General features: G+C 35.0%; 23 protein-coding genes, 1 pseudogene and 2 other annotated features (1 of these 26 only partly in view). Of the genes and pseudogenes, 5 read left to right on the top strand and 19 right to left on the bottom strand.

The genetic code is table 11. The features are described 5' to 3' along the window. Nucleotides 1-642 precede the first annotated feature (642 nt). Entirely contained in the window at nucleotides 643-2052 is a 1410-nt protein-coding gene (locus NST21_RS11850) for an FMN-binding glutamate synthase family protein (RefSeq protein ID WP_340889275.1), read from the bottom strand. A gap of 223 nt (nucleotides 2053-2275) precedes the next feature. Between NST21_RS11850 and NST21_RS11845 the strand changes: the two genes are divergently transcribed. The 3 genes from NST21_RS11845 to NST21_RS11835 all read left to right on the top strand — a co-directional run bounded on the left by NST21_RS11845 (nucleotide 2276) and on the right by NST21_RS11835 (nucleotide 4544). After that, nucleotides 2276-3022, top strand: a complete 747-nt coding sequence (locus tag NST21_RS11845; protein ID WP_053345673.1) for a YqjF family protein — start codon at nucleotides 2276-2278, stop codon at nucleotides 3020-3022. Nucleotides 3023-3399: 377 nt separating this feature from the next. Beyond that, nucleotides 3400-3753, top strand: coding sequence for a PadR family transcriptional regulator (locus NST21_RS11840; protein ID WP_340889273.1), 354 nt, complete (start codon nucleotides 3400-3402; stop codon nucleotides 3751-3753). 29 nt (nucleotides 3754-3782) lie between these two features. Further along, entirely contained in the window at nucleotides 3783-4544 is a 762-nt protein-coding gene (locus NST21_RS11835; protein ID WP_340889272.1) for an HAAS domain-containing protein, read from the top strand. A 308-nt stretch (nucleotides 4545-4852) separates the two neighbouring features. Here NST21_RS11835 and NST21_RS11830 read toward each other — a convergent pair whose 3' ends face one another. The 12 genes from NST21_RS11830 to NST21_RS11775 form a co-directional block, all read right to left on the bottom strand. After that, entirely contained in the window at nucleotides 4853-6232 is a 1380-nt protein-coding gene (locus NST21_RS11830) for an LLM class flavin-dependent oxidoreductase (RefSeq protein ID WP_340889271.1), read from the bottom strand. Between the two features lie 209 nt (nucleotides 6233-6441). Next, a complete protein-coding gene (gene resA, locus NST21_RS11825; protein ID WP_340889270.1) occupies nucleotides 6442-6984 on the bottom strand; it encodes a thiol-disulfide oxidoreductase ResA in 543 nt (180 codons plus the stop codon). 19 nt (nucleotides 6985-7003) lie between these two features. Further along, nucleotides 7004-7384 (bottom strand): hypothetical protein, encoded by a 381-nt coding sequence (locus NST21_RS11820; protein WP_201180937.1) that lies wholly within the window; start codon nucleotides 7382-7384, stop codon nucleotides 7004-7006. A gap of 136 nt (nucleotides 7385-7520) precedes the next feature. Beyond that, nucleotides 7521-8291, bottom strand: a complete 771-nt coding sequence (locus tag NST21_RS11815) for an ABC transporter permease (protein WP_340889269.1) — start codon at nucleotides 8289-8291, stop codon at nucleotides 7521-7523. A gap of 13 nt (nucleotides 8292-8304) precedes the next feature. After that, nucleotides 8305-9372, bottom strand: coding sequence for an ABC transporter substrate-binding protein (locus NST21_RS11810; protein WP_340889267.1), 1068 nt, complete (start codon nucleotides 9370-9372; stop codon nucleotides 8305-8307). 31 nt (nucleotides 9373-9403) lie between these two features. Further along, complete coding sequence (locus tag NST21_RS11805; RefSeq protein ID WP_340889265.1) at nucleotides 9404-10270, bottom strand: ABC transporter ATP-binding protein; 867 nt, start codon at nucleotides 10268-10270, stop codon at nucleotides 9404-9406. A gap of 299 nt (nucleotides 10271-10569) precedes the next feature. Further along, the gene (locus NST21_RS11800; protein WP_340889264.1) at nucleotides 10570-11763 is read right to left on the bottom strand and encodes an acyl-CoA dehydrogenase family protein; all 1194 of its coding nucleotides are present in this window, start codon (nucleotides 11761-11763) and stop codon (nucleotides 10570-10572) included. Between the two features lie 136 nt (nucleotides 11764-11899). Next, entirely contained in the window at nucleotides 11900-13150 is a 1251-nt protein-coding gene (locus tag NST21_RS11795; RefSeq protein ID WP_340889263.1) for an acyl-CoA dehydrogenase family protein, read from the bottom strand. Nucleotides 13151-13349: 199 nt separating this feature from the next. Further along, nucleotides 13350-14738: an LLM class flavin-dependent oxidoreductase gene (locus NST21_RS11790; protein WP_340889262.1), complete on the bottom strand. Its 1389-nt coding sequence runs from the start codon at nucleotides 14736-14738 to the stop codon at nucleotides 13350-13352. A 553-nt stretch (nucleotides 14739-15291) separates the two neighbouring features. After that, entirely contained in the window at nucleotides 15292-15495 is a 204-nt protein-coding gene (locus tag NST21_RS11785) for a Fur-regulated basic protein FbpA (RefSeq protein ID WP_340889261.1), read from the bottom strand. A gap of 324 nt (nucleotides 15496-15819) precedes the next feature. Continuing rightward, a complete protein-coding gene (locus tag NST21_RS11780; RefSeq protein WP_056522971.1) occupies nucleotides 15820-15981 on the bottom strand; it encodes a Fur-regulated basic protein FbpA in 162 nt (53 codons plus the stop codon). Between the two features lie 622 nt (nucleotides 15982-16603). After that, nucleotides 16604-17428 carry a hypothetical protein gene (locus NST21_RS11775; RefSeq protein ID WP_340889259.1) on the bottom strand — a complete coding sequence of 275 codons (825 nt, stop codon included), beginning with the start codon at nucleotides 17426-17428 and terminating at the stop codon, nucleotides 16604-16606. Nucleotides 17429-17498: 70 nt separating this feature from the next. Continuing rightward, nucleotides 17499-17750: a binding site (T-box leader), on the bottom strand. Nucleotides 17751-18278: 528 nt separating this feature from the next. Here NST21_RS11775 and NST21_RS11770 point away from each other — a divergent pair. Together NST21_RS11770 and NST21_RS11765 are read left to right on the top strand one after the other, a co-directional pair. Further along, nucleotides 18279-18944, top strand: coding sequence for a response regulator transcription factor (locus NST21_RS11770; protein ID WP_340889258.1), 666 nt, complete (start codon nucleotides 18279-18281; stop codon nucleotides 18942-18944). Nucleotides 18945-18957: 13 nt separating this feature from the next. Then, a complete protein-coding gene (locus NST21_RS11765) occupies nucleotides 18958-20397 on the top strand; it encodes a sensor histidine kinase (RefSeq protein WP_340892517.1) in 1440 nt (479 codons plus the stop codon). A gap of 112 nt (nucleotides 20398-20509) precedes the next feature. Here the strand turns inward: NST21_RS11765 and NST21_RS11760 are convergent. The 6 genes and pseudogenes from NST21_RS11760 to NST21_RS11735 form a co-directional block, all read right to left on the bottom strand. Continuing rightward, nucleotides 20510-20892: pseudogene (locus NST21_RS11760) on the bottom strand (transposase); the annotation flags it as partial. 419 nt (nucleotides 20893-21311) lie between these two features. After that, nucleotides 21312-21581, bottom strand: coding sequence for a hypothetical protein (locus NST21_RS11755; protein ID WP_340889257.1), 270 nt, complete (start codon nucleotides 21579-21581; stop codon nucleotides 21312-21314). Nucleotides 21582-21711: 130 nt separating this feature from the next. Further along, nucleotides 21712-22389, bottom strand: a complete 678-nt coding sequence (locus NST21_RS11750; protein WP_340889256.1) for an ABC transporter ATP-binding protein — start codon at nucleotides 22387-22389, stop codon at nucleotides 21712-21714. Nucleotides 22390-22405: 16 nt separating this feature from the next. Next, nucleotides 22406-23827 (bottom strand): ABC transporter permease, encoded by a 1422-nt coding sequence (locus NST21_RS11745; RefSeq protein ID WP_340889253.1) that lies wholly within the window; start codon nucleotides 23825-23827, stop codon nucleotides 22406-22408. A gap of 277 nt (nucleotides 23828-24104) precedes the next feature. Next, complete coding sequence (locus NST21_RS28805) at nucleotides 24105-24302, bottom strand: DUF3955 domain-containing protein (RefSeq protein WP_377374170.1); 198 nt, start codon at nucleotides 24300-24302, stop codon at nucleotides 24105-24107. A 524-nt stretch (nucleotides 24303-24826) separates the two neighbouring features. Further along, nucleotides 24827-26188 (bottom strand): sodium-dependent transporter, encoded by a 1362-nt coding sequence (locus NST21_RS11735; RefSeq protein WP_340892515.1) that lies wholly within the window; start codon nucleotides 26186-26188, stop codon nucleotides 24827-24829. Nucleotides 26189-26269: 81 nt separating this feature from the next. After that, nucleotides 26270-26434 (bottom strand) — a binding site (T-box leader) (it continues 61 nt past the right edge of the window).

Genomic DNA, 26434 nt, shown 5'->3' with positions numbered 1-26434 from the left:
GATGATTCAGCTGTCCATCACTGGACAGGTTACCAAGTGTACTTGGCTGTCATCAGACCTCCCCGGGTAAGAGTGCAATCTTTCCCTCCATCTATCTGCTTCATTTACTCTGTACCACCTTCGGCAGTAAGGACTTTGTTTTGTTTCGCAAACTCATCCAATGATACCTAGCCTTATATGAAGTTCGTGTTCCTCAGACCGGAGGTTTGCCGCTTGCTTCCTTCAGATTCCACGTCACCGTGGACACCCTTGCATTAAGCTAACCACTACTACTGCCTTCATGGTTCGGGACTTTCACCCTATAGATTGCACCCATGCCGGGCGCACGAAAAAAAACTGCCTCCTCGGCAGCTTTTGCTGTTCCATTATAATAACCAACGTAGGTTTACCTTTATCATGCATATAAATATGGACAAGGTAAAGGTGGAATAATTGATGACTAAACAAACTCTTTTTTAGGAACTATGTTTCTTAAAGCCGTATGATTTACAAATTTACAAAGGTATTTGGATTTACCAAAGGAATAATAAACTTAGCATCTCTGGATCCCTCTGCCCAAAAAGCTTATGCAACAAGTTGGTATAAATAATTCTGTTCCTATTTTTCGTAAATTTGCTAATAGGTACGTACGCACGTATTCACTTATTTCTCTTGTTTGTCTTCCCAAGGTTCAAATGAAAATGGAATTCCAACCATTTTAGCAGTCAATTCATCATAGGAAACTAAATCTTTTTTTGACAACTCTTTTAAAGAGCGTTTCCCCATCGCTCTTAATGCGATTTTCATTTCTTCTATACTTGCTGTAAAGAATTTCTCTGCTGCTTTTACTCCATCTTCTATCTTAAATTGATCCTTGAATTTACCTTGATTCCAAACAACTTGTGTAGGTGGTTCAAAGGGAAGAGTCTTCAATGCTTGATTATGGGAGACAGCAAATAATATAGCAGATCCTACATAAACAGCATCAGCACCGAGGGCAAGTACTTTTAAAAAGTGCCCAGGTACTAATAGCCCTCCTGAGACAATTAAACTAATTTGTCCCTTCATTTTTCTCTTTTCTAAATGATTAACAGCCCGGACAACTGCATGCAATGTCGGTATTCCCATGTCATCGGATAAAATCGGTGGTGCACCATGTGTGGCTGCTTGGCCGCCATCAATCGTTATGAAATCAACACCAAGTTCAATTAAATGATCTATATCTTCTTCAATTTTCCCCCCTGCCCCCATTTTCACACCAATGGGAACACCACCAGTTATACTCCGAAGTTCGTTAACAAGTTTTTTAATATCTTTCAATGTTTGATTTTCAAAAAAATGTTCAAAAATGACTCCATCCTCATTTTCTTTTAGCCCCATCACTTCACGAGCCCGACCTGTTAAATTTTTGGGTGAAATTTTCCCACCCATCCCCAATAATGCTCCTTGTCCGAACTTAATTTCAATCATGTCGGCACGCTTAATAAGATCTTCTTCCTTTGACCATTCTGTTTTTGAAAATTGTAAAATATATTTTCCTGCTTTATCTAATTCTTCAGGTATTACTCCGCCTTCTCCGGAATTAATCGCAGTTCCTACATTTTTTGCTGCTTCCGCCAAAGAAAGCCTCGTTTGTTCACTAAGTGCGATACCATAGGCCATCCCTGTAATCATAAGAGGAATTTTTATTTTCATTGGTTTTTTTGCTTTTGGTCCAATGGTTACCTTGACATCAACGTCTTCTTCACCATCAATAGGAAACGGTGTCGTTTGTGCAGGGATAAAGGTAATTGGATCCAAATGTGGCCATTTTTTTGAAGAGCCAAGCGGGCGATGCAGTAAGTCGCCTGTTTCTGCACGCAAGCTATTTTCAAGCATATTTTGAACGCCCATATGCCTTAGGCCTGGCATCAACTCCATAATATTTTCTTGATAGCTGTCGGTTAAAATGATTTTTCCCATCTTCTTAACTATACGTTTCACAATCCAACGCCAACCAACTAGCATAAATAAAAATAGGACAAATATTATTGCAATCATAACAAAAGATAAATAGGATAGAATGTTCGACATATTCACTTCTCCACAATCAAATTAATTAAACGGTTCAATATTGTTGTTATTTCCGAAAAAAGGTAAATTGTGTTATTTTATAAAGATATCACTCACCGCTTTATAGGGGGTAAGTCACGAGCAATTGAAAAATACCTGTAGTTTTTACAAGCAACACCAAATGATTTTCTGAATTTTTTTGACCCTTAGCTAAGTTAATATAAAAATAAAGGAGATACTTTTCATGAACTTACTAGATGATAACGCTCACCGTCCTTGGCCAATTCCTTCAAAAAAATGGATTATGCGACAACCTTGGAGAAATCTCTTGTTTTCCCATTGGCCTATTCCAGCTGAAACACTGAGACCACATATTCCTCCACATTTAGAAATTGACACCTTTAATGGATATGCCTGGTTGGGAGTTATTCTTTTCGTTATGGAGGGAATTTATCCTCGTGGATTGTCATCTGTATCACTAACCCCTAAATTTTCAGAAATCAATGTAAGAACATACGTTCAATGTGATGGTAAACCGGGTATCTTTTTCATGTCTCTTGACGTCGAGGACTGGGCCTCCTATACAATAGCCAAGAAATGGTTTCGTTTGCCCTATTATTCTGCACAAATCTCTTTTGAAAAAAAAGGACAAACCTTTCATTGTCAAAGTATTCGTAAAGGAAAAACAAATACTCCAATTAGATTTAATGTAAAATACACTCCTTTACCAGAAGTTTTTTTTCCTAAAAAAGGAACTTTAGACCATTGGCTCACTGAGCGATATTGCTTGTATAGTACGGATAATGGAGTCAATATCTATTGCGGAGAAATACACCATCGTCCTTGGCCGTTACAAACAGTAGAGGCAGAGATATGTAGGAATACACTTTTTACTCCCTTTAATTTTGACCTTACTGAAGTCAAACCGATTTTTCATTTCTCTAAAGGTGTCGATACACTTATATGGAATATTAAGAAAACACGGTTCTAGTGTAAAAAGATTTCTTAGTACTATTCATTTCTTTCGAATTCGGGGATTAAGAAACTTCAATTAACTTCAATACTCAAGATCCCCTCACATCTAATATTTACGTACCTAGTAAATCACTTTCAGGTATTCCTGTTTCTTTATTAGTAGGATAATTAATTATTTTTCAAAAAAAGATTTTGGTTATATCAGACGACGATATCATTGTTGAGTATCCCTTAATGGTCGTTTCGATACTACCTTATAAACCACTTATAAAATAATCCTTAGCGTGTAAGTAATTTTGAAACTCACCGCAATTTACATAAAAATAATTAAATATTATCTTGCATTACAAGGTATTCATCTTCATAATAATCATATACCTTGTATTGCAAGACATGGAAAGAGGTGACATTCATTTGACCACTACACAGATGATGAAAGGGATATTGGACGGGTGTTTATTGGCAATCATCAAAGATAAAGAAGTATATGGGTATGAGTTAGCTGAAAAATTAGAGGGATATGGATTTAATTCATTTAGTGAGGGAACCATTTACCCTTTATTGATGCGTATGCAAAAAGAAGAACTGGTAACATCTACATTAAAAAAATCAACTGCTGGGCCTAAAAGAAAATATTATTCCCTGACCCGAAAAGGAGAACAGGAATTAATAAACTTTATGGAACGATGGGAATATTTGCAGGGCAATGTCAATCGGGTATTAAACCATGAAGCAAAAAATGATTAGTTTTAATAATCCAAAAAGGGGATGAAGAGTTGAAAAGTGCTGCTGTAAATCTATCTTCTAAAAGTAAATCTTTCTTAGAGGATCTTCGAGTTTATTTATTTTCCAGTGGAAAGAATTCAGATGGAATTGAAAGTATCGTGGAAGAATTAGAGGTTCATCTTATGGAAGCAGAGAAAAAAGGGAAGTCAATCGACAACATTATTGGCCAATCACCTAAAGAATACATGGATCAGATATCAAACGAGATGACTACTGATTACCGATCTTGGTTTAAATATATCGTCATTATCATTTTTGGTGCTTTTTCTTTCACAATTATCAATGATTTATTCAAAGGAAACCTTTCCTATTCACTACTGGAATTAATCGGGCATGTATGTATTGCTGCGATTTTCATATTGGGCATTTTTAGTGCGTTTAAGTATGTTTCTGCAAATAATATTTCCAGAGGAAAAGAATTTGCAATTTATTATGTACTTGGGATGCTTCCGCTTGGTCTGTATATTGGCTTGATTTTCTTTAATAGAATAATTGAAACACCTGTGATTCAATTTGGGACTACGTGGACGAATATTACAGCAATTATTACTTTTGTTTTTCTTATTGCAATCTCGTGGTGGGCTAGATCATGGGGCGTCATTATTATTTTAGCACTTTTAACATTACCGGATTATTTGCTAAGTCAATTTGCACTTCATGATGACACCCAATTAATAGTAGGTACACTTATTAGTTTTGGAGGCATTGCTGTTTATCTTTTTATTACAAGTAAAATGAGCAAATTTGATTAACAGCAGGTCCAATATTTATATATCTGCTTTGATTTGGGAGTAAAAAATGGCGTATCAATGTACGGTTTCATCGCCTACTTACTCAAGGTTTTTTTGTGCCCCCTTTTTAAAATCATGACAATGTTCACAATAATGTTGTTAATATGAATAAATAGGATTCCAAAAAAAACAGTATAATAACAATTGCTATAAAATCAAAAAAGGTATGGGATGATTGCCCTCATACCTTTTTCAGACAATAAATTAATATTGTCTATTTATTTATGCGTCATCCGGTTGAGCACTATTGTCATCTGAAAATTCCTTAATTACTGTTGAATACCTTCTTTAGAGGCAAAAACACCTCTATATCGTGCAGCAGGGTGACGCTCGCTGAGACGATTTACTCCAAAAAGCTTATGACGAAGTGTAGCTGGTTCACCGTTCTCAGCACGAGCTAAACCACGCTGGCGAAGAACAGGCATTACTTGATCGATAAACTCTTCATAAGACCCTGGAATGGTTGCATTTATTACATTGATTCCATCGACGCCTGCATTGCTCCACAGCTCAAGCTGGTCAGCAATTGTTTCAGGAGTCCCTACGATACGTGTCGTTCTACTACGCATTTGGGCAATGTCTTTAACATTAGGCGTACGTCCTGGTGTGCTTTGCTTTAACCATTCGAATGTGCTTCTTATTCCCTCAGTTTCGATATTTTCAAGCGGTGTATCAAGCCCAACGTTCCCTAGGTCAACCCCCATACCCCCTGCCATATGAGCGATCATCATATCGAAATCAACCTTATTATCTAGTTCAAATTCTTTACGCCGAGCATCTTCTTCGGTCTCCCCAACGACGAAAGACAACCCTTGATAAAAGTGAATATCATTACCATCCCGACCATTTTGAATAGCTAGACGTCGAGTATCATTGATTAGCTTACGAGCATTTTCAGGATCAGGGGCTACAATAAAGACAGCCTCAGCATTTCGAGCAGCAAAGTCTCGGCCAGCAGGCGATGATCCTGCTTGAAACAACACTGGCGTTCGCTGTGGTGATGGTGAAACAAGATGCGGACCTTCGACTTTATAGCGCTCACCAACATGGTTTATTTTATGAACCTTTGCTGGAGCTGCATGAATTCCACTCTCTCGATCTTGTAATAGCGCTCCCTCATCCCATGAACCTTCCCAAAGTTTATACAATACATCTACATATTCATCTGCCCACTTGTATCGCTCATCATGTGGTACAAGTTCATCGTAACCAAAGTTTCGAAAAGCATTTTCCAACGAACTAGTAACCATATTCCAAGCAATACGCCCCTTAGAGATATGATCGAGCGTTGAAACTCGGCGAGCAAAATTAAAGGGAGGTTCCTGCAGTGGAGCTGCAGTAAAAGCTAATCCTAGATGTTTTGTATTCACTGCAAGAGCGGACATTAATACTATTGGGTCATTACTGGGTATTTGCAAACCGGTTTCAACATGAAAATCCCAACCGCCACGGTGGTCACCGTACAAACCGATTACGTCTGCGAAAAAAATGGCATCAAAACCACCATCCTCAAGCCTCTTAGCCAAAGATACCCAAAGATCTACATCGTTAAAGTTCAACTGATGACCTTCTTCATCACGCCACATTCCGTGAGTGATGTGAGATGCTGTATTCATAACAAAAGCAGAAAATGATAGGGGTTTAGTCATGTTAATTCGTCTCCATTCTATGAAATAAATTCATTTTTTTATTTTCAAAACGCCCTTTTATATTTGAAATCTATAATTCTGAGACTTTTTCTCTTTTGTTACCCACTACTATCTAATTATTCAAATTATTTATTCGTTTTTTACAATTTCATTTTTCACAAGCCATAAAAACACGTGTTTGGTTTGCATCAATACAATCTCTCTAGTCATTAATTCGGAATAATGCTTTCTACATAACTACGAACCTTCTTTTCTGTCAGTTCTCCAGAAATGGTTTGAGTAATCTCACCATCTTCATTAATTAAATATGTAACGGGGAGATTATTAACCTTATATTGCTCAATAGCTTCCCCAGTCCGATCAAGTAAAATGGAAAAACTCAATTTTTTTTCTAAGACAAATGGACTGACTATGATTCTTGGTTCTTGCGCATTTACAGCTAGAATTTCAATTCCCTTATCTTCATATTCTTGATAGACGTTATTCAAATAAGGCATCTCCTTTTCACAAGGTGGACAATAGGTTGCCCAAAAGTTAAGTATCACACCTTTTCCACGATAATCCGAAAGTTTTACTTCATTACCTTTTAAATCTTGCAAAGTAAAATCAGGAGCAAGATTACTTTGATTTATAGTTACTGCTTCTTTTTTAATAATTAAATTCGTGTATATTGTATAACCAAGTCCTAACACTAAAATCGCAGTCACTAAACTTTTTATAAAGAAGTTCACTGGCTTTTTTTCTTTACTCATTAGAATGACCTGGCTCCTCTCAATTACTTACCTGGAAAGATAGTTCCGGCATTTCATGCAAAGTTTTATAGCTAACATGTGCAATCACTTTTTTCTGTCCTTGATCAAAAAACTTTGTTTCTAACAAATACTTTCCATCTCCCTTATTCTTAGGAAAGACTGATCCAATTGATATTCCATTTTCAATAATTTCAAATTGAACCTCAGCCTCTTTGCTAACATTTTCGGTCCCATATTTCACTTCTGCTGTAAAAGCGACAGCTTCATTGATCTTAATTTTTTTAGGATTACTTTCCAATAATACCTTCAACGATTTCGGTTGCTCTAATTGTTGTTTATTACCTGAATCGGAACATCCTATTAACAAAAAAATTGATAGTATAAATATTATCGATTTCACAAAATAGCTCCTTCATCAAAAGTAAATTCTCTTCTATAATCTATTAAAATTAAAATTGCAGAGAGAACCTCATCATCATTCTTTTAACTAAACTTATTAGTCTTCTTCGTTTCCTCTTAGTATTTTTTCTTTTCTCTTAATTGGCCTCATTTTTCAAGTTTGTCCAAAAAAGAATACGTTTTTTGATTTTTTCAAAAGTAAACATAACCAATAAGATAACGATACTATTAAAAATTAATCCAGCTAAAACATAATCATATTGAGTAAAATCAGTGTAGAACTGGATAAAGTAGCCCATCCCCGATTTAGCTCCAAACATTTCTGCGGTCATTAAAATTAGAAAAGATAAATTAAGTGCTGTTCCTGTACCACTTAATATAAATGGCGAACTTGCTGGAATGATTACTTTTAAAATCAAATCTTTCTGCCGTAACCCGATTGTTTTTGCATTATCCCAAAAATGATTATCAACCAATAACACACCTTGAATCGTACCTAGAAAAATAGGCCAAAAAGCTGCAAGGAACAGAATGAAAATAGACGCTAATTCAAATGTTGGTAACAACGCAATAGCATATGGAATAAATAATGTTAAAGGCAGTGGACTAAAAGCATTAAAAAATGGTGTTAAGATTTTCCTTGATTTTGGATGAAGTCCAAAGAACAGTCCCCCTCCAATTCCTAGTATTAGAGCTAGCACAAAACTTGGGACTAATAATTTCATAGAACTTACAAATCCTTGAAATAGTTCAATTAATGCTTTAAAGAATGCCATAACAACTATTTCTGGAGATGGGAAGATAATTGGGCTTAACCATCCCGTAAAATTTGTTATATAAAACCATAAGGCGAGTAAAGCAATTGTAATTATCGTTGTATATATATAGATAGAAAAAAACTTTTTCATCATATTCTCCTTATCATTTGAGGTCTAAGTTTTGCTCATTATATCTTTGTAATACTTGTTTATAATATTTATCATTTGGATTCCCTTTAATCAGCTCATCTAATGCTTCTTCATACATAGAAAGATCGAAGTGATTTTCTAGATTAATAGTTTCTACGTCTGAAATATACCCAATATCTTGCATTTTTTTCCATGTGTTAATAACTTCCCTTTTGTTTGGGTCTGCAGAATTGATTAAATGTTTCTCATTAACTATTTCGTTCACTCTTTCTTCAGGTAATTGTTTAAAAGTGGGTTTCGAGGCTTCTAAATTTTTCTTTGGATTTTCTAATTTTACACGTTCTGCCTTTATTAGCCCTTTCATGAATTTCTTATAAGCAACTGCCTTATCACCAGTTATATTGCCTCTTACGGTAACTCGGCAGCAAAGATCATTTGGACTTAGATCATTACTCCAAAAAATAGGGGTTAATCCTAATGCCTCTGTTTTTGTCATATGCCCTGTATTGGAAAGTCCAACATCTACTTTTCCAGAATTAACAGCTTCAAGTACATCTGCCACACTTTTTACTTCTACAAATTCAACATCTTTATGAATATCAATTCCAGCATCATCTAGCGCTGACTTAAAGACAACATCAAGTGTTCCTAAACGAATAGTCGCAATTTTCTTTCCCTTGAAATCTTCTAATGTTTTATATTGACTTGCATTTTCTTTTTTTGTGACAACCGGCTGTCCACCTTCCATATGACCTCCAACAAATTTAAAATCTGCACCTTGGGCAATATAGTTTAAAGGTGTTGCTGTACCAAATGTTAATGCAATATCTATTTTGTCAGCTTGTAAAGCGTCCAATCCCCCACTAGTAAAGGAAACCATTTCTACCTCTAAATTTTCATCCTCAAAAAACCCTTCAGCTCTAGCAATATCTGCTAGAGGAGCTCCATATAATTGACCATATCCAACCTTTAATTTATATGTTTTCTCTTGCGTAGATGCTTTTTCTTCATCACCATTGCAAGCTACTAACGTTAAAGCAAAGAACATCACAATACCGAATAACCACTTTCGCTTTCTCACGCAACCATCCTCCTAATCATTTTTATATTATTTATATTCCTTCTCCTGCTGAACGGATTTCATGACCTTGTTCTAATTTTTCAAGGATTCCTTTGTTCATAATGTCTAAAATATAATTTCTTAATTCAATAAACTCTAAACTCTCTATTAACTTTTTACGATTTCTTGGCTTAGGAAAAGGTACATTAATAGTCTCAACAAGACTTCCAGGTGGTCCAGGTGAAAATATCACAATTCGATCCGCTAAAATAATAGCCTCTTCAGCATCATGTGTAACAAATGCGATAGTACGCTGCTGTTCATAATTTACTTGGAGAATCAGATCTTGTAGCTGAATTCTTGTTACTGGATCTAAGGCACCAAAAGGCTCATCCATGAACATTAAATCTGATCCTAAAGATAGCGCCCTCGCAATTGCTGCACGCTGCCTCATCCCACCTGACATTTCTCCTGGATATTTTTTAAACGCATGACCTAACTGGACTAATAGAAGATAACTTTGGGCTAAGTGCTCCAATTCCTGTTTTGTTTTTGATTTTTTTAATTTCTGCTTTAAAGCAAGAATTATATTTTCTTCTGCCGTTAGCCAAGGGAACAAAGAATAATCCTGAAATACAACTGCACTATCTGGTAAGGATTTTGCTATTGAATGTCCGTTGACAAGTATTTCACCCTTCTTTGGTTGAGCTAACCCTGTTAATAAGCGAAGAAGAGTACTTTTTCCAGAACCACTAGGACCCATAAAGACGACAAATTCCCCTTCTTTAATCGTTAGATCTATATTTTTTAGAATTTCTACACCGTCATAATCAAAAGCAATTGACTTAGCTTCAATTTTATTTCGTACATTGACCATTTCTTCTTTCACTGTATAAACTCGATCAAGGACTTTTGCCATTATCGATCCTCCAATTCTTTAGATAATTATTACAAAGCAAATGTTGTTCATCTGGCCATTAATAAATGGTTTTATGTTGGTATAAAGCTTTCATCCGCCAAATTATTTGCATATTTTAGGAAGAAAATAAACAAAAACCAGAGACGAATTCCGTATTTAGAAACTGTCTCTGGTTATCCAGTAAACAAAATATTAAATTCCAAATTTAGTAGTTGTTAAAAACATCAAGAAAAAAATCTATCCATATAGCAGATTTTTCTACTATTAGAATACCTATTCTTTCCACCTAATTTTTTAATTTATTTTCCATCTCCCCACAGCTCAAGTGGTAAATTAACTAACTCCCTACCTATTTGTTCGCGGGCCAAATTATTTGAAGGAGCCATCGGGATTCCGCCTCTAGCATCGCGGTAAATTCGTTCAAAAACCCCCTCGATGTAACCAAAACCACCTGCTACATCCATTGCAACCCGAGCTGCAGAATCTGCTAATTCTGTGGATTGAACTTTAAGTTCTGTTACCTCAGTATTAAGTTGAGTTAAAGGTTGGTTAGTCTCAAGTAACTCATCATAATGTCTAGCTAAATCAAGTTGCCAAGCTCTTAGACCTGTAATTTGAATTTTAATCTCAGCCAATTTTTGACGAATTACTTGATATTCTGCTAGGCTTTTGTTGAAACCTTTATGAATCGTTTTTGTTACATGTGCTACCGCGGCATCTAGAGCACCTTGCGCCACACCAAGCCATACTGCGCTTAAACCGAGGACTGTACCGGTGCCATTCAATATATCTCCGCTAGCAGCGTTCAATAAATCACGATGACTTACCTTCACATTTTTAAACGTGAGTGGTCCACTATGATTTCCGCGTACACCTAATGCTTTCCAAGGTTTTGCTCTTATCCCTTCATCATGACCATTCACAATAAAAAAACTATGATCACTCAGGTCGTCACTATTTGCGGTACGGGTTTGAACGACATAAAAATCCGCTTGTCCTCCACTTGTAGTAAATGACTTCTCAGCATTTAGAATAAAATCTTCACCGTCTCGTTCTGCCTGGCTTAAGTTATACCAAACATGCCCCCCAGTAGCTTTTTCACTTACTGAAAAAGTACCGATAGCACCTTCACGAATAGGCAATAACCACCGATCTTTTTGATTATCATTACCAAAAATATTAATTACTTGAGCTGCACCAACATGCATCGCATATACAAGACCTGTAGACGCATCTACCCTGCCAATTTCTTCTGCCACAACGGACAAACCTACATAACCTAGGTTTAAGCCCCCCCATCTCTCAGGAATCGTTACCGAAGTCCAGCCTTCTTTTGCTAGGGCCTGTAAATTCCCTCGTGGAAACATGCCTTCTCTATCAATCATATCTGCATTTGGTTTAATTACTTTTTCAACAATCGGTCTAATCTTTTCTCTAATTTCCTGGATGTACGCTCTTGAATATATATTTTTTTCTAATGCTGCATTGCTCATTTTTATATCCTCCAACTTTTTGTTTATAGATAGAAAACTCACAATTATAGACTTATCTATATCAAACTCTATATGATAATGAATACAAGGAGAAAACTTTTAGTAGATCGCTTAATATCCATAGCAACCCATCTACTTAAAAGTAAATTTGCTTCAGCGGAAGCTTAGTACCGTTCACAACGTAATTACCGATAGCACGTGCTTTGTAGACAGTTGGATTATGAGAAGCTATGGTACGGATATTACGCCAGTGACGATCGAGATTCGCTGACTTTCTCGTTGCAGATGCTCCTCCCACTTCAAAAAGTAACGTGGAAGCTTGCAATGCAAGATCGTCCACAATAACCTTAGCCTGAGCCGCCCGAAGTGAAGCATCATGACTTAAATCATAGTCAATCACGCCGTCGACCGCTGAATTCACAGCAATGTCCAGTGCATCTACAGCAGCGAGAACAATCGCTTCGGACGCGAACGCACTACTTGAGAGCTGTCCAACAACCTGTTGTAGTTGCGGGTCTTCAGATGCAGTGTCTGCAGCAGCAAAACTAAATGTTCGAGTTCGTTTATGAACCAAAGCTGATGCGTCTGCCACTACATTACGCAATATGCCTGAAATAACCGCATGGAGATAAAGCTGTAAATATGAATTGAATGGCGTCCTGTCATCACGGATTACAGTCACTTCACCTTTATTGACGAAAACATTGTTTAAATGTGTCGTGCCACTCCCAGTCAATCTTTGTCCGATTCCATCCCAATCGTCTTTTATTATGACACCTTCACGATCAGTTGGGATGATCACGGATACAGGTATTCCATCTAAGGTAGATGCCGTAACAAGTACCCAGTCAGCATACATGGTACCTGTACTAAAGTACTTCGTGCCGTTCAATCGGTAACCCTCACCTTCAGGGGACAAAGTTGTTTCAAAGGCCAAATGCCCCACATTTTTCGATGAAAGCTCAGTAAAAGCATTGCCAATGATTGCTCCATCTGCTATTCTTTGTAACCACGTATCACGTTGTTCACTTGCAGGATTTCGAAGTAATTCATCCACGTTGGAAAAATGAGAACGAAGGCTATGCGCGATATCTGGATCGGCTTCAGATAATCGAATGATGACATAGAAAAGTTCACGAATACTAGCACCGCCACCCCCTAGTTCAACCGGTAAACGAAGAGCACCAAGTCGGGTTCGTCGGATTAAATCGATTGCATCATAAGGGCGAGCTTCGCTACCAGAACTCCGACGGTTCTCAGCATCTATTGCAATATCTGTAATCAATTGATCTAATTCAGCAGAGCCAACTTTTACTGGTTCAGTAAAAGTTAGTGAAGTTAAACGATCTTTGTTAACACCTAAATTTAATTGTTTTTGATTAGACATTTTTTAAATAACTCCTTTAATTATATTTTAAACACGATTATTCTTATCATATTAGTCGTATTTATTTATAAAAAAATAATTAAATAGTATTAAGCTTGCTCATATTACTGTGTAGCTCCTTTCAGGACAAAAGCATCAATAACATGCAGTAGGATGACGTTCATCATTTTGTTTAATCAAATACTTTTTATGTAGTAAATCATTTTGAGCTCTCTTGAAGACCAACTTTTCTATATTGATTCCCTACGTGGTTTTCTGGTAAACGAGCTTTTTTTCCAAATAGCTTTTCTCTGAAAGTCCCTTCTTCATATTCCATTTTCACTAATCCTCTTCGTTGAAGTTCTGGTATGACAAGTTCAACAAAATCTTTAAACGTTCCTGGTGTTATCGCATATGCAAGATTAAATCCATCGATATCCGTATCCTCAATCCAATCTTCAAGCGTATCAGCAATTTGCTCTGGTGTTCCGATTGCCACGGGACCCATTCCACCTATACCAGCAAAATTCGCTAACTCACGTACTGTCCATTTTTTATTTGCACTTGCTTTTGTCAAACTTTCGAGCATTGATTTAATTGCATTTGTTTCAATATATTCAATTTCTTGATCAGGATCATATTCAGAGAAATCAACTCCTGACCACCCACTTAGTAAGGAAAGGGCTCCTTCATAACTTATATATTTCGATAACTCTTCATATTTTGCCCATGCCTCTTCTTCTGTTCGTCCCACAATTGGAGTAAGTAATGCGAAAACTTTCACACTTTTTGGATCTCTTCCTTGCAAATTAGCTTGTGCTCTAACATCTTTAACATATAAAGAAATCGCTTCTTTTCCAGGACCAGAAATAAATGTACATTCTGCATGTTTGCCTGCAAATTGTCGGCCTCTTGCAGATCCGCCAGCTTGATACAAAACAGGAGTTCTTTGTGGTGAAGGCTCACACAAATGAATGCCTGGTACATCGAAATATTTACCATGATGGTTGATTTCGTGAACTTTTGTTGGATCGGTATAGATTCGCTTCTCTTTATCTTTCACAACTGCATCGTCTTCCCAGCTACCCTCCCACAATTTATAGCAAACTTCTAAATATTCATCGGCTATATTGTATCTTTCCGCATGTTGAAATTTATTACCGATGTCGATATTTTTTGTTCCACTTTCTAAATAGGAAGTAACAATATTCCAAGCAATTCGCCCGTTCGTTAGATGATCCAATGTAGACATTCTTCTTGCAAACGTATATGGGTGTTCAAACGTTGTCGAGCATGTGATTCCAAATCCTAAATGTTTAGTTTCATTAGCCATTGCTGAAACGAGCAGAATTGGATCATTTACCGGAACTTGTGTTGCTTCACGAACTGTAGTTTTTTTATCTCTACCATACACATCATAAATCCCGATTACATCCGCAATAAACAAACCATCGAACCGTCCTTTCTCCAATGTTTGCGCTAACTCCACCCAATATTCAATCTCATTATAGCGATGTGATTGATCTTCAGGATGTACCCACAAACCTGGTGATTGATGGCCAACACAATTCATATCAAATGCATTTAATAAGATTCTTTTTTTGTTCATTTTTTTTGTCTCCTTTTCTGACTTTTTGAAAACTGATAATACAATAAATATTTGATAGTAAAAGATTAAAAAAAAACAAAAAACCAGAGACATCTTCTACAAAATCAGAAATTGTCTCCGGTTGACCGGCAAACTATATATTAACTATTCCTATGTTATTACTAAGTTTTATATTAGCGGGCATACTTCACGTTGTCAATACACCTTATGCACTTTTCTTCAACTTTTTGCTGCACATTTAAAAGGTAATTTTCCCTAAAATCCAACAATAAAAAATTAACAACTATAGACATAACTCCGGACAACCATTGAGCAACATGAAAGGATACATATCAAATAGAACAACAACAAGTACAAGTCCTAATGAACATCCAATCATATATTCTAATAGTAAAATTAGCGAACAAGCTAAATCATTGGTACAGTACTACCATCTAAGAAAATCCGACTTTCCATCGAAAGGACTACTAAAATCTCATTCATTTGGATTGTTCTCTTTATCTTTTGATACAGTTCTTTATTTTTTTTTGTCTTTGTTACCCGACAGCTTCATTTAATATTTTTTATTAGTCCAATTTATCGAACCCGTATCACAATGAGGATGACTATCTAATTGAATTCTTTTGTATTCATTTTCTAACTCTTTTAAAGATAAGTTCAACAGTTGTTCCTTATTCTTATATACATTAAAGACAATCAGTTTATTAATTAATTTTCGCCTTATTTCTTCCATATCTCCGCAAATTTTATACCCCATATGACCTTCTCCTTTTCATCGTTTGTAGAATTGTAAAGGATTTAAAAAACCTTCTTCAAGAATGAGAGGTACGCCTTAAACTAGATTGTGGTAGCACGGAATTCTAAAAAAATCTTTGCTAGAAGTTTCAAAGGCCCTTTTCCTTCACCTCTCTGAATAAGTTTTACAAAGTAAATTCATGTAAACAAACAACTCTTAAGAAAAAGTACTCCACTAAATTACTTGAAATTCAAAAGGTATATATCCCCATAATCTTTAAAACTAACTAAAATTAGATGATCTCACTCTGGGTTATTATCGGAATACGTTTAATGCTTCATATGCTCATCTTTTTTTATCACTAATTTTATTATATTCTTCCTGTAAATCAGATAAAGTCATTTCAAATAAATGAGTGTTATTTTTCTTATAAATCCCTTCTTTAATTAACTTGTTTATCAGGAAAACCTTTTTATTATTTATAGCATTACGTAATAATTTTCCCAAGATGTAGCCTCCTTTTATATTCAAATCATTTCGTTGAATAGTGGTATGTAACAAAGAATTGTATCGTTAATTTTAGTTGTAAAACGCGTTTTCTTCCTGTTCCACCTCCTTCCATACCGTTGATTTCTATAGCCAAAAGAGGCCCTCTGTCCAAGATACACTTCATCTTGAACAGAGAGCCTCTAGTAATCTAGTCAGCACATTTTATTAGTATGAATATTTAAGTTTATACTAAATTATATTAAACACATATGTCAAGTATGAATTAAAATATATACTCGACTGAACTTATTAATAAATGACTCCGAGACCCCTCCCCAAAGCAAAACGTGTTTCACGGATACTTTTCAGAGTTATGTAATTTTATCAGGGTCATCAGGGAAAAAATCTGGCCTTCATAACCTAATACAGTGTCTTTGCTCTGATTTGATAATCCGCAAAAACAATCTTATACTCTTGCCACATATTTGAACGCCTCCATAAAGTGCTTTTATACGAAAACACTCAGTAGTGGAATAAGAGAAGAATTTTTTTTAATTAAAGACCTGTTATAACATGCTGTTGATTTTTCACAAAGAAAAAAGGACCATATTAATAAGGTCCCTTGGTAAAACATCTTGATTTAAGCTTGAAGAGCTTTCTGTAATGATTTTTTCATTGCTTCTACAAAGTTCTGACGTGTTACATCAGATAATTCTAACAAGGAAAGATAGGGATTTAAATCTTCTAATTCAACTAATAAAAGTTCACCTTGTGCATTCCGACAAGCATCAACTCGTTGAATCCCCCAATCAAGATTATTCCATTCAATAAATCGGTTAGCAAAAGTTAAATCTTCTTCAGTAGGCACATATTCTTTTAATTCCCATCTTTGCTCTTTATCTGGTGCATAAAGAGCATACTGAAATTCTTTATCGATAAAATAAAATGAAACCTCATACTCAAAGTTGATAAATGGTTGTACCAATGTGTTTTTTGATTCTGAATCAACTTTATCTCTCAATTCATCTTTCGTGACAAATTCCATACCGATAGAATCTGCACCATCTTTCGGCTTTACAATATACGTTTTTACATTAGGGAGTTTATCTAAAGAATCAAGAGTATCGATAGTTGGAATAACAGGAAATTTAGCATTCGTTAATTCAATTAAATATTCCTTCCCGTTCATATCAGCCTTTCCGTTAAATGAATTGTATGTTTTCAAATAACCAGAAACTACTCTATTTCGGAATTCTTGATACTTATCCTTAAAATTCGCTACTGGACCAGCATTTCGAAATACAATTAAGTCAAAATCTTTTTCAAACGTTTCGGTATCTTCAGGATGACAAATGACCACCTGAAAATCTTCTCTAAGCTTCGAAGTAAGGAACAAATCCTCCTCATAATAATTTCTTCCTTTTGCTTCATAGTATAAATCTGTTACGAATAATAGTGTCTTCATTACACCTTCACCTCTTTACATTTATTTTCATTGATTTAAAAAGGATTAAAAAACAAAAAATCCCGTCTCATTAAGAGACGAGATTTTAACTCTCGGTACCACTCTTGTTTAATAAAATGCTTCGAAAGCACTTTACACCCTTACAAACGTACAACCATACGTTGTTCCTTGTAACGGAGGAAACCGATAAAGCTTACTAATACATTCGGCTTTACTTCTCAGAGATGATTTTCGGTTATTATCTGGACACTGGCTTTCAGCAAAACACCAGCTCTCTTTGGAACAGAAACTATAACGTACTCTTTCTCTTCATAGAATTTTAAAAATTAGATTATTTTGAATTATTTTATATTAACCAGCAATTAAAATCAATGGTTATTTGATGAAATTAATTTTCTGCCCCTTTAGCTCGATAAGAAAGGGATCATCAGCAGCGACTTATTAAACTCTTGCACCCGTTTATTTAAAAAAGAGAGCTGATTTCAGTACTTGCTTCATCCATCCTTATAATACTGATGAATGATAGAAAAGAAACATATCCTTTCTATGGTGGTGATGGAGTTAAGAACCTAGTTTCTTCATTAATATTTACTAACTTGTTTTGCATTCTCCTATTTACAATTGAGTGCTTTAGTTAAGTATGGTGCTAATTTTTTCTACTTTTATTCGACTCTCATCTGAATGATGAGCCATCAACAGCAGCTTTGCATTTAATAAAGAAAGAATTTAGCTGGTAAAAAATAAATATAGTTTTCCTATTAAGTCTCCTTATTTATTCTATGTATAATATCGAATGCTTCTCCACATTAACTCCATATAACACGGTTATAATGATACAAGAGGTGATACCATGAGGAACTATCATATTCTTGTAGTAGAGGATGATCAAGAGATTCAGGAATTAATTAAACAATTTTTAATGACACAACACTATACTGTTGAAGTTGCATCAGATGGATTAGAGGGAATGAAACAATATAATAAGCAATCCTTTGATTTAATTCTTTTGGATGTGATGATGCCAAACCTTAACGGATTTGAAGTTGCCAAAATGATTCGAAACCAGTCAAATGTACCAATTATTATGCTAACCGCTTTAGAAGAAGAACAAGATCAAATGAAAGGTTTTGATCTTGGAATCGATGATTATATAACTAAACCTTTTTCTTTTCATGTTTTGATTAGACGAGTCGAAGCAGTACTGAGGAGAAGCTATGATCGAAGTACAGCTAATCATTTAGTTTTTAAAGAAATGCATGTCGATTGTGATGCATATAAAGTATATGTAAATAAAGTTGAAATACCTTTAACAACAAAAGAATTTGAGATGCTGCAACTACTCCTTCAAAATGAGAAAAAAGTACTCACAAGAGAAAGCATCGTAGAAAAAGTTTGGGGATACGAGTACTACGGAGAAACACGAATTATCGATACACATATTAAAAACATACGAAAAAAATTAGAAATACCCTACATTAAAACGGTAAAGGGAATTGGTTACAAAATCGATGAATAAGATATTAAAAATCATGAAGATGAACAAGATTACCTATAAACTCTTTTTGATTACATCCCTTATTTTGTTAGCCTTTGCAGTCCTGATCTATTTAACTTTATACTTCTTTCTCCCTACGTTTTATGAGCAGTATAAAACAGACCAGCTTCAAACAGGAATAGAAGAAATAATTGATAAATCTAAGGATCTTTCTTTTCAAAATGCAATACCACTTTTTGATGAATACGCTCAAAAAAATAACGCAATCATCTACCTTCAAAATAATGAAGGAACAATAATGTATTCTCCTTTTTTATCTTTTATTCAAGGTAGTACTCAAGCATTACCAGGTGTAAAATTCGATAATACAAAGCCATTAAGAAATTCAAATAACCTTTCCAATTCATTTGATGTTGCCATGCCAATTCAATTCCAAGATGGTAACTTAACGCTCGTAGTATCCGCAACATTTCAACCAATTAATGAAGCTTCACAGGTCTTGGTACGTTTCCTTCCTTATATCAGTATCATTGTAGTTGTTATTGGTGTTGGAAGTGCTTATTTATATTCGAGGTTTATTACAAGACCACTCATTTATATTAATAGAGGGGCACAAAAGATGGCGAACTTGGATTTTTCCGAAAAAATTGAGGTTCGTTCCAATGATGAATTAGGGGAATTATCCAATAGTTTAAATGATATGTCACTTAATTTACAACAAACTATGCTTGATTTACAGAAAGCGAATCAGCAATTACAAAGCGACATTGAAAAAGAAAGAGAAATAGAAAAAAAACGCAGGGAATTTTTTTCAATTGTAGCACATGAATTAAAGACTCCTCTCACTGTTATGAAAGGACACTTAGAAGGAATGATGTATAATATCGGTCCCTATAAAGACCGGGACACATATTTACAAAAAAACTTTCAAACCGTTCAGGATATGGAACAACTTGTTCGTGAGATTCTAGGTATATCCAAATTGGAACAACATACCTTTAAACTAAAATTAGAAGAAGTAAATCTCGCGGAATTAATTAATATAATCACAAAAAATCTCGGTTTTTTTGCTTCTCAAAAAGACATTCAAATAATAAAACAGATTGGTTCTCACCTTTCTGTTTTTACAGATCGTGCTCTTTTAGAAAAAGCCTGTAAAAACATTATTCATAATGGGATTATGTATTCACCGCATGGCGAGAAAGTATATATAAAGCTAACTCAGGATTCAAAACAACACCACATCCAATTTCAAGTCATCAATACAGGTGTAAAAATTAAAGAGGAGGATATACAACATATTTTCAAACCATTTTATCGAATTGAAAAATCAAGAAATCGAAATACTGGGGGAAGTGGCTTAGGGTTATATATTGTAAAGCAAATTTTTGAAGCCCTTTTTATCACGTATTCTATGAATAATACTGAACAGGGTGTACAATTTTTAGTTACCATTCCATTATCCATAAAGTAAACAAACAAAAAAAGAGTCTGAATCTCATTTCTATAGGATGAAATGAGATTCAGACTTTTATTTAATTTCAATGAATTTACATAATCATAAACACTCATAACTAAACATGAGTGATGTTATGTCTAGTTGAATTAAATTGGTCTGTTTCTTTAAAGCGACGCTCATAATTTTTCCCGAACGTTGAGAAGTGAGGTACTTTATCATGGAAACCGTAACCTAAAAACCAACGGTAAGCCATATTCGTTTCAAATTCTTCAATCGTTTTACGCATTGAACGAATACCGAAGGTATACTGAATGAATGTCAATTTAACTAAAATAACTGGATCAATACTTGGGCGCCCTATCTCTGAATACATCTCTTTCACCAAGTCATAAATGAAAGTGAAGTCAATGGCCCCCTCAATTTTACGAACCAAATGGTTCGCTGGCACCAGTTATCCAAAGTAATCATTTCAAGTTGATCTCGCTGAATAGAATTATGTTTCGAAAGCATCGTCATCACCTCTAGTTTTAATACTCCTATATTAAAACAAAAAAGAATGTAGGCAAACCTGGTTATATCTAATTGTTAAAACAAAGTTGATTGGAACGGAAGGTGCGAGACTCCTGAGGGAAAAGCGTGTCCAAGGGAGACCCCACAGGCGCAAAGGCGCCGAGGAGGCTTCCTGACCGCCCGCGGAAAGCGAGTGCCCTACGTTCCAATCAACGTTCGAATTTTTACACCCCCTCAAAAAAACTGTAGACAAACTCGATTTTCATCGAGTTTGTCTACAGTCTGGATTCTATATTTTAAAATATAGAATCTTTAAGCATGTATTTTTTTACTCATACTCATTCATTGGAGACTTCATTATGTTTACCTTCTGAATATTTCCTAAAGCTCTTCTTTCATTTTTGCCTATCCTCTGAACCTTAATAGGGCTTTGCTTCCCCCTTTGTAGAGCCTTCCTCAGACCCTCCTTGATTAGGAGGGGACACGTCTCCCTGATTTGGTCCCATTTCATCTTGATTGGAAGGGAAAAACACCTCTGGATTATCCTGAAATAAATCTTGATAACTATCTTTTTCTTTTTCATTCAATTCTGGATTATCCCCTAAATTCATCAAGTTTGTAAACGAACCAATTAAAAGACCTATTGTTATTAAACCAATGGATGTTGCAATTTTAATCCATACTTTCATCCACATCTTCTCATTCCTTTTTCATGTAGTTGAACATTTTCTCTAATTAAATTTATATTACTTAGGTATATTTCTTTTTTTATCTAACAGCGTTACCGAAACGAGTTGTAACTTCTACTATTTATTTGCCTTACAACTCTTTGATTACTAAATTTCTTTTTTCGAGATACACCGCTTTATCAGATTGTTTAGCCACCTCTTGTGAATGAGTGACGACAATGATACATTTATTTTCTTTATGAGCAAGTTCTTTAAATAACTCGATAATTTCCATGGAAGTTTCTTGATCTAGATTCCCAGTTGGTTCATCAGCAATTAATAAATCTACATTACAAGATAATGCACGAGCAATCGCTACACGCTGTTGCTGACCACCGCTAAGCTGTAATACCTTTCTTTTTGCTTCTCCTTCTGTCAGCCCTACCTTTTCTAATAACTCAAGTGCTTTTGCCTTTTTGTCTTTCACATCGACTCCTGTAATCTCCATCGCAGTGACTACATTTTGAAGAGCAGTCATATACGTAATGAGATTATATGATTGAAAGATAATCGAGACATGTTGGTTTCGATAGGAATCCAAACCTATCTTCCTTATATCTGTTCCTTTATATACTACATTCCCTCTACTTGGGATATCTAATCCACTAGCTAAACTAAGGGTCGTTGTTTTTCCTGATCCCGATGGTCCTAAAATGGTATAAAATTGTCCGGCTTGAAACGCAAAGTTTACATTATCTAATATAGTGATTTTTTTATTATTGCTTTGATAATGGTAATTCAGATCTTTAAACTGTAAAATAGTGTCCATGTGTATATCCCTCCTATTAATCTTTTAATAAAATTTCTTTTGGTTTCAATCGAAGAATCGATAATGCTGGAATAATGGTTGATAAGATTGCGATTAATAGACCTAATCCACCTACTTTCAGCACATCTTGGGATGTTACACTTACATCAATATTATCAATAGGATCCACTTCTTGACCTTGGTCATCATTCATCCCAAACATAAATGTTTGATCCCTAGGATTATTTTCTTGCTCTTCAGCGGTAATTTCTTTCTGCAATAAACTGTCTCCCATTTTTTGAGACACTGTCCCACCTGTAAATATAGAGAGGCTAAATGCTAGAACAGCTACACATAATACTTCTACTAAGAGTTGGCCTATTAATTTCCCTTTTTTCTCGCCAATCGACAGTAAGATTCCTAACTCCTTCCGTCGTTCTTTTATAGTCAACATAATGATAAGACCTAAGATAATGGATCCTGTAATTGAAACCAGGTAGATAATCCATTTTGAAGTGGATGCCATGTTCTCAATAGGGCCTATCATTTTTTTATATAAGGCATCATGAGCATCTAGTTCAAAAAGGTCAAAATCAATGTCTGTTTTCTTTCCCTTTGCTTTAAAAGCATCGATATGATTCGGGTCAGTTAAGTAATAAATTGCTTTGTCAATTGGCGTGCCCTTCATATCCTTGTTTCCTGAAAATTCTTTTAACGATTCGTACGAAACATATATTTTGTTAGATGGATGAAACAACGGTGGTGCTGTTTCCATTTGGCTAGTTATGTTGGATGTCTCATAAATCCCTATTATTTCTAACTTTATTGTCGATTTTCCATCGTCTTTTTTGATTTTTACCTTATCACCAACTTTAAGTTTGTTATGTTCAGCTAACTGTTTTTCAACCAAGGCTACTTTCTTATCTTTGTCTTCTGCTGTTATTTCACGTCCCTTAATGATTTCCTCCGTTCCTTCTGTGAATTCTTTCAATAAACCAGAGCTTCTTACGCCGGTAATTGATAGATTTGGCATTTCTCTATCAGGGTTGCCTCCACCAGCTATGGAACCACTCATCACGTCTTCATTTCCATCAACATTAATGGGAATATAGCCATCTGCTAAACCCTGATTTTCTTTTAGATAGTTGAAATTTTTCACATAGGGTGATTTAGCTAACTTATCTGCTTCCTCTGAAGAAATTTCTGGAAATTGTACTGGCTCATTAGGATTTTCTTCTCTCTGTGTTTCAATATATTTTGGAAGCTTTTCTTGATTTAATCCTAGCGTTACGTCAACTCCCAATTTTTTTCTAGCGAGATCACTCGCTGTGTCTGTGACATTTTGCAGGGCGAATCCTGCTAATACTAAATTAGTAACAACTAAAAAAACAGCAAATAAGATAAGGGATTTTCCCTTTCTTGCTCGTACACTTAAAAATGCGCGTTTGATAAAATTCATTTTTATTACCTCCTTGATATCTCTAAATGTACAGGACTAATCTAGAGTCTATATGGAGATATAGAGGAGTTTATATGGAGATATAGAGGAGGCTATATGGAGAAGTGTGGTGTTTTTGCCAAACGGTAAAAAAGGTTGTTTAGTTACGAAAAAGAACCGACCATTTCCGTGTTCATAAAACAAACTAATTAATGAATAAAATAAAAAAGCCAATTTTATTAACGTACAGGAGATTGACTTTTTTGATGGAGGGGCTTAAAGACTTATTGATCTAAATCTAAAGCCACAAACAATAATTCGATAATACCACTAAAAACAAAAAGTAACTTAATGGAATAAAGAAGAAAGGCTTAACCAAAGTACCATCCGGAGGAATGGAGAGATAACGGGTATTAAAAGTATACTTTTTGCTAATAACGTCGGTTTGTATCCTATTCCATAGAGGTAAAGGTATAAAGTCCCCGAGTAATTTCATTGATATTGTTTACTTTCTCTATAAAGTGAAAAGTTCTCCTAACTTGCCATTGTAAATAAGATCTTTACTTTGTTAACCAGGCTAATTACGATACTCAGCCTGTCCGTTTGCCTTCAGTTTTCCGTCATCATGGCCCACTTTGATAAAAGCTAACCACCATGTCAGACTTACATGAAAAAAGCCAAGGTCAGCGACTATACAAATCGCTGACCTTGGCTTTAATAACTACTATTTAATGTTGTATCTATTCTCTAACTTATTTTAATGCGTAAGCTTATCTGTATAAAGTCAAAAAAAGAAAACCATTTTCGAACCTAAATAAAGAGATTGTTTTACTACTTAGTATCCTCTTTTATTACCACTTGGGTCTCCAACGACATTCTGCCCATATCAGTTTGTCTTCGCCATACCACTTAATTATCCGTTTTTTTATAAAAAATTACTGAAGTTAGGCAGAATCTCTGCTAGCTTTCAGAGCTTTTGATTCACTCTTAATAAGCTCTCAAAAAGTGAGTGGTTTCATACTAAAAAATCGCAACTATTTTATCAAGTATTCCAGTACTATCAAGAAATACGATGATAATTACTAAAGGAATAATGAACCTCATTATAAAAAACCATATATTAAATGCAGAAGCCCCTAAACGAGAATGCTGTAATAGTTCCTCTCTCAAAGTGCTTTTCTTAATCTTAAGTGGTACGAAAATAGAGATTAAAAACACTCCTAGTGGCATTAATATATTACTAACTAAATAATCAGCTGTATCAAATAAATTTTTCGAGAAGATTAACATATCAGCAAAAACACTATAGGATAATGCAGAGGGAATTCCTACTGCAAAAATTAAAACACCAATAATAAATGCATATTTTGTTCGCTTCTCCACTTTTCCTTTAATTAGTGATGCGACAATTATTTCTAACATAGAAAAAGCCGAAGTTAATGTGGCAAATAAAAATAATGCTAAAAAACCTAATAAGAAAACTTCTCCAAAAACAATTTGATTAAACACAGCAGGCAGTACAACAAACAACAAACCAGGTCCTTCAGCTGGTTCTAAACCTAGTGAAAATACAGCTGGGAAGATTGCTAATCCTGCTAATAAAGCAATGAATAAATTCATTGTAACGATTGAAATGGCCGGTTGAATTAAGCTTTCTTTTTTTGAAAGATATGAACTATAAGTAACCATTACTGATACTCCGACACTTAAGGAGAAAAACGCTTGACCCATCGCATACAGAATACTTTGAGATGTAATACTCGAGAAATCAGGTGCTAGAAAGAACTTCACACCTTCCATAGCGTTATCGAGTGTTAGTGAGCGAATGATTAGAACAAAAAATAGTAAAAATAAAGCAGGCATCAAAATTTTATTTACTTTTTCAATGCCATTTTGAATCCCCTTTGCTACAACTAAAACGGTAATCGCCAAAAATGCAAATTGAGCTACAATCACCAAGATTGGATTTCCAATCGTCTCGTTAAAGACAGATCCATAATCTGCGCCCTCACTAATTATTCCACCAAATAAACCTTTTGTAAAATAAATAACAATCCAACCACCAATTACACTATAAAAAGACAATAAAAGAAAACAGGTAAATACCCCTAACCTACCAATCCAATGCCAATTACTATTAGGAGCTAAACTGCGATAAGCACTAACTGCTTCCTTTTGTGTACTTCTACCAATAACAAACTCTGCTAATAACAATGGAAAACCTATAAACAAAGAAAATAAAATAAACAGAAGAAAGAATGCGCCTCCACCGCTTATTCCAGTTACATAAGGAAGCTTCCATATTGCGCCTACTCCTATAGCTGATCCTGCTGCTGATAAAATAAAACCAATCTTCGATGACCATTGCTCTGATGTTTGAATGCTAATCAATCCAATCTATTTTTATTACGTCCTCTACAAAACAAAGTAAAGAACAAAAAAAGCCACGTCTCTATCGTTAACGATAGGGACGTGGCTGTTCACGCGGTACCACCCTAATTGGAAACAATACATGTTTCCCACTTGTTAAAATAACGGTTTAATCCGTTTTATACTACTTTTTCAATGTTGCAGTATAAAAAAGCTCCAAGAATGAAATTCACCTAAGTCTTTGTATCAGTTTGCACC

Origin of the sequence: Peribacillus sp. FSL K6-1552 (assembly GCF_038005205.1) — a bacterium.
Taxonomy (GTDB): Bacteria; Bacillota; Bacilli; order Bacillales; family DSM-1321; genus Peribacillus; species Peribacillus butanolivorans.
Note: the sequence above shows the minus strand (reverse complement) of the source record. Positions and strands in the feature narration are given on the sequence as shown.

Excerpts from the sequence above, each read along its gene's own strand:
- NST21_RS11850 (WP_340889275.1), bottom strand. The coding sequence starts at position 2,052 with ATGTCGAACATTCTATCCTATTTATCTTTTGTTATGATTGCAATAATA.
- NST21_RS11845 (WP_053345673.1), top strand. The coding sequence starts at position 2,276 with ATGAACTTACTAGATGATAACGCTCACCGTCCTTGGCCAATTCCTTCA.
- NST21_RS11840 (WP_340889273.1), top strand. The coding sequence starts at position 3,400 with ATGGAAAGAGGTGACATTCATTTGACCACTACACAGATGATGAAAGGG.
- NST21_RS11830 (WP_340889271.1), bottom strand. The coding sequence starts at position 6,232 with ATGACTAAACCCCTATCATTTTCTGCTTTTGTTATGAATACAGCATCT.
- resA (WP_340889270.1), bottom strand. The coding sequence starts at position 6,984 with ATGAGTAAAGAAAAAAAGCCAGTGAACTTCTTTATAAAAAGTTTAGTG.
- NST21_RS11815 (WP_340889269.1), bottom strand. The coding sequence starts at position 8,291 with ATGAAAAAGTTTTTTTCTATCTATATATATACAACGATAATTACAATT.
- NST21_RS11805 (WP_340889265.1), bottom strand. The coding sequence starts at position 10,270 with ATGGCAAAAGTCCTTGATCGAGTTTATACAGTGAAAGAAGAAATGGTC.
- NST21_RS11800 (WP_340889264.1), bottom strand. The coding sequence starts at position 11,763 with ATGAGCAATGCAGCATTAGAAAAAAATATATATTCAAGAGCGTACATC.
- NST21_RS11795 (WP_340889263.1), bottom strand. The coding sequence starts at position 13,150 with ATGTCTAATCAAAAACAATTAAATTTAGGTGTTAACAAAGATCGTTTA.
- NST21_RS11790 (WP_340889262.1), bottom strand. The coding sequence starts at position 14,738 with ATGAACAAAAAAAGAATCTTATTAAATGCATTTGATATGAATTGTGTT.
- NST21_RS11785 (WP_340889261.1), bottom strand. The coding sequence starts at position 15,495 with ATGGGGTATAAAATTTGCGGAGATATGGAAGAAATAAGGCGAAAATTA.
- NST21_RS11775 (WP_340889259.1), bottom strand. The coding sequence starts at position 17,428 with ATGAAGACACTATTATTCGTAACAGATTTATACTATGAAGCAAAAGGA.
- NST21_RS11770 (WP_340889258.1), top strand. The coding sequence starts at position 18,279 with ATGAGGAACTATCATATTCTTGTAGTAGAGGATGATCAAGAGATTCAG.
- NST21_RS11765 (WP_340892517.1), top strand. The coding sequence starts at position 18,958 with ATGAAGATGAACAAGATTACCTATAAACTCTTTTTGATTACATCCCTT.
- NST21_RS11755 (WP_340889257.1), bottom strand. The coding sequence starts at position 21,581 with ATGAAAGTATGGATTAAAATTGCAACATCCATTGGTTTAATAACAATA.
- NST21_RS11750 (WP_340889256.1), bottom strand. The coding sequence starts at position 22,389 with ATGGACACTATTTTACAGTTTAAAGATCTGAATTACCATTATCAAAGC.
- NST21_RS11745 (WP_340889253.1), bottom strand. The coding sequence starts at position 23,827 with ATGAATTTTATCAAACGCGCATTTTTAAGTGTACGAGCAAGAAAGGGA.
- NST21_RS28805 (WP_377374170.1), bottom strand. The coding sequence starts at position 24,302 with ATGAAATTACTCGGGGACTTTATACCTTTACCTCTATGGAATAGGATA.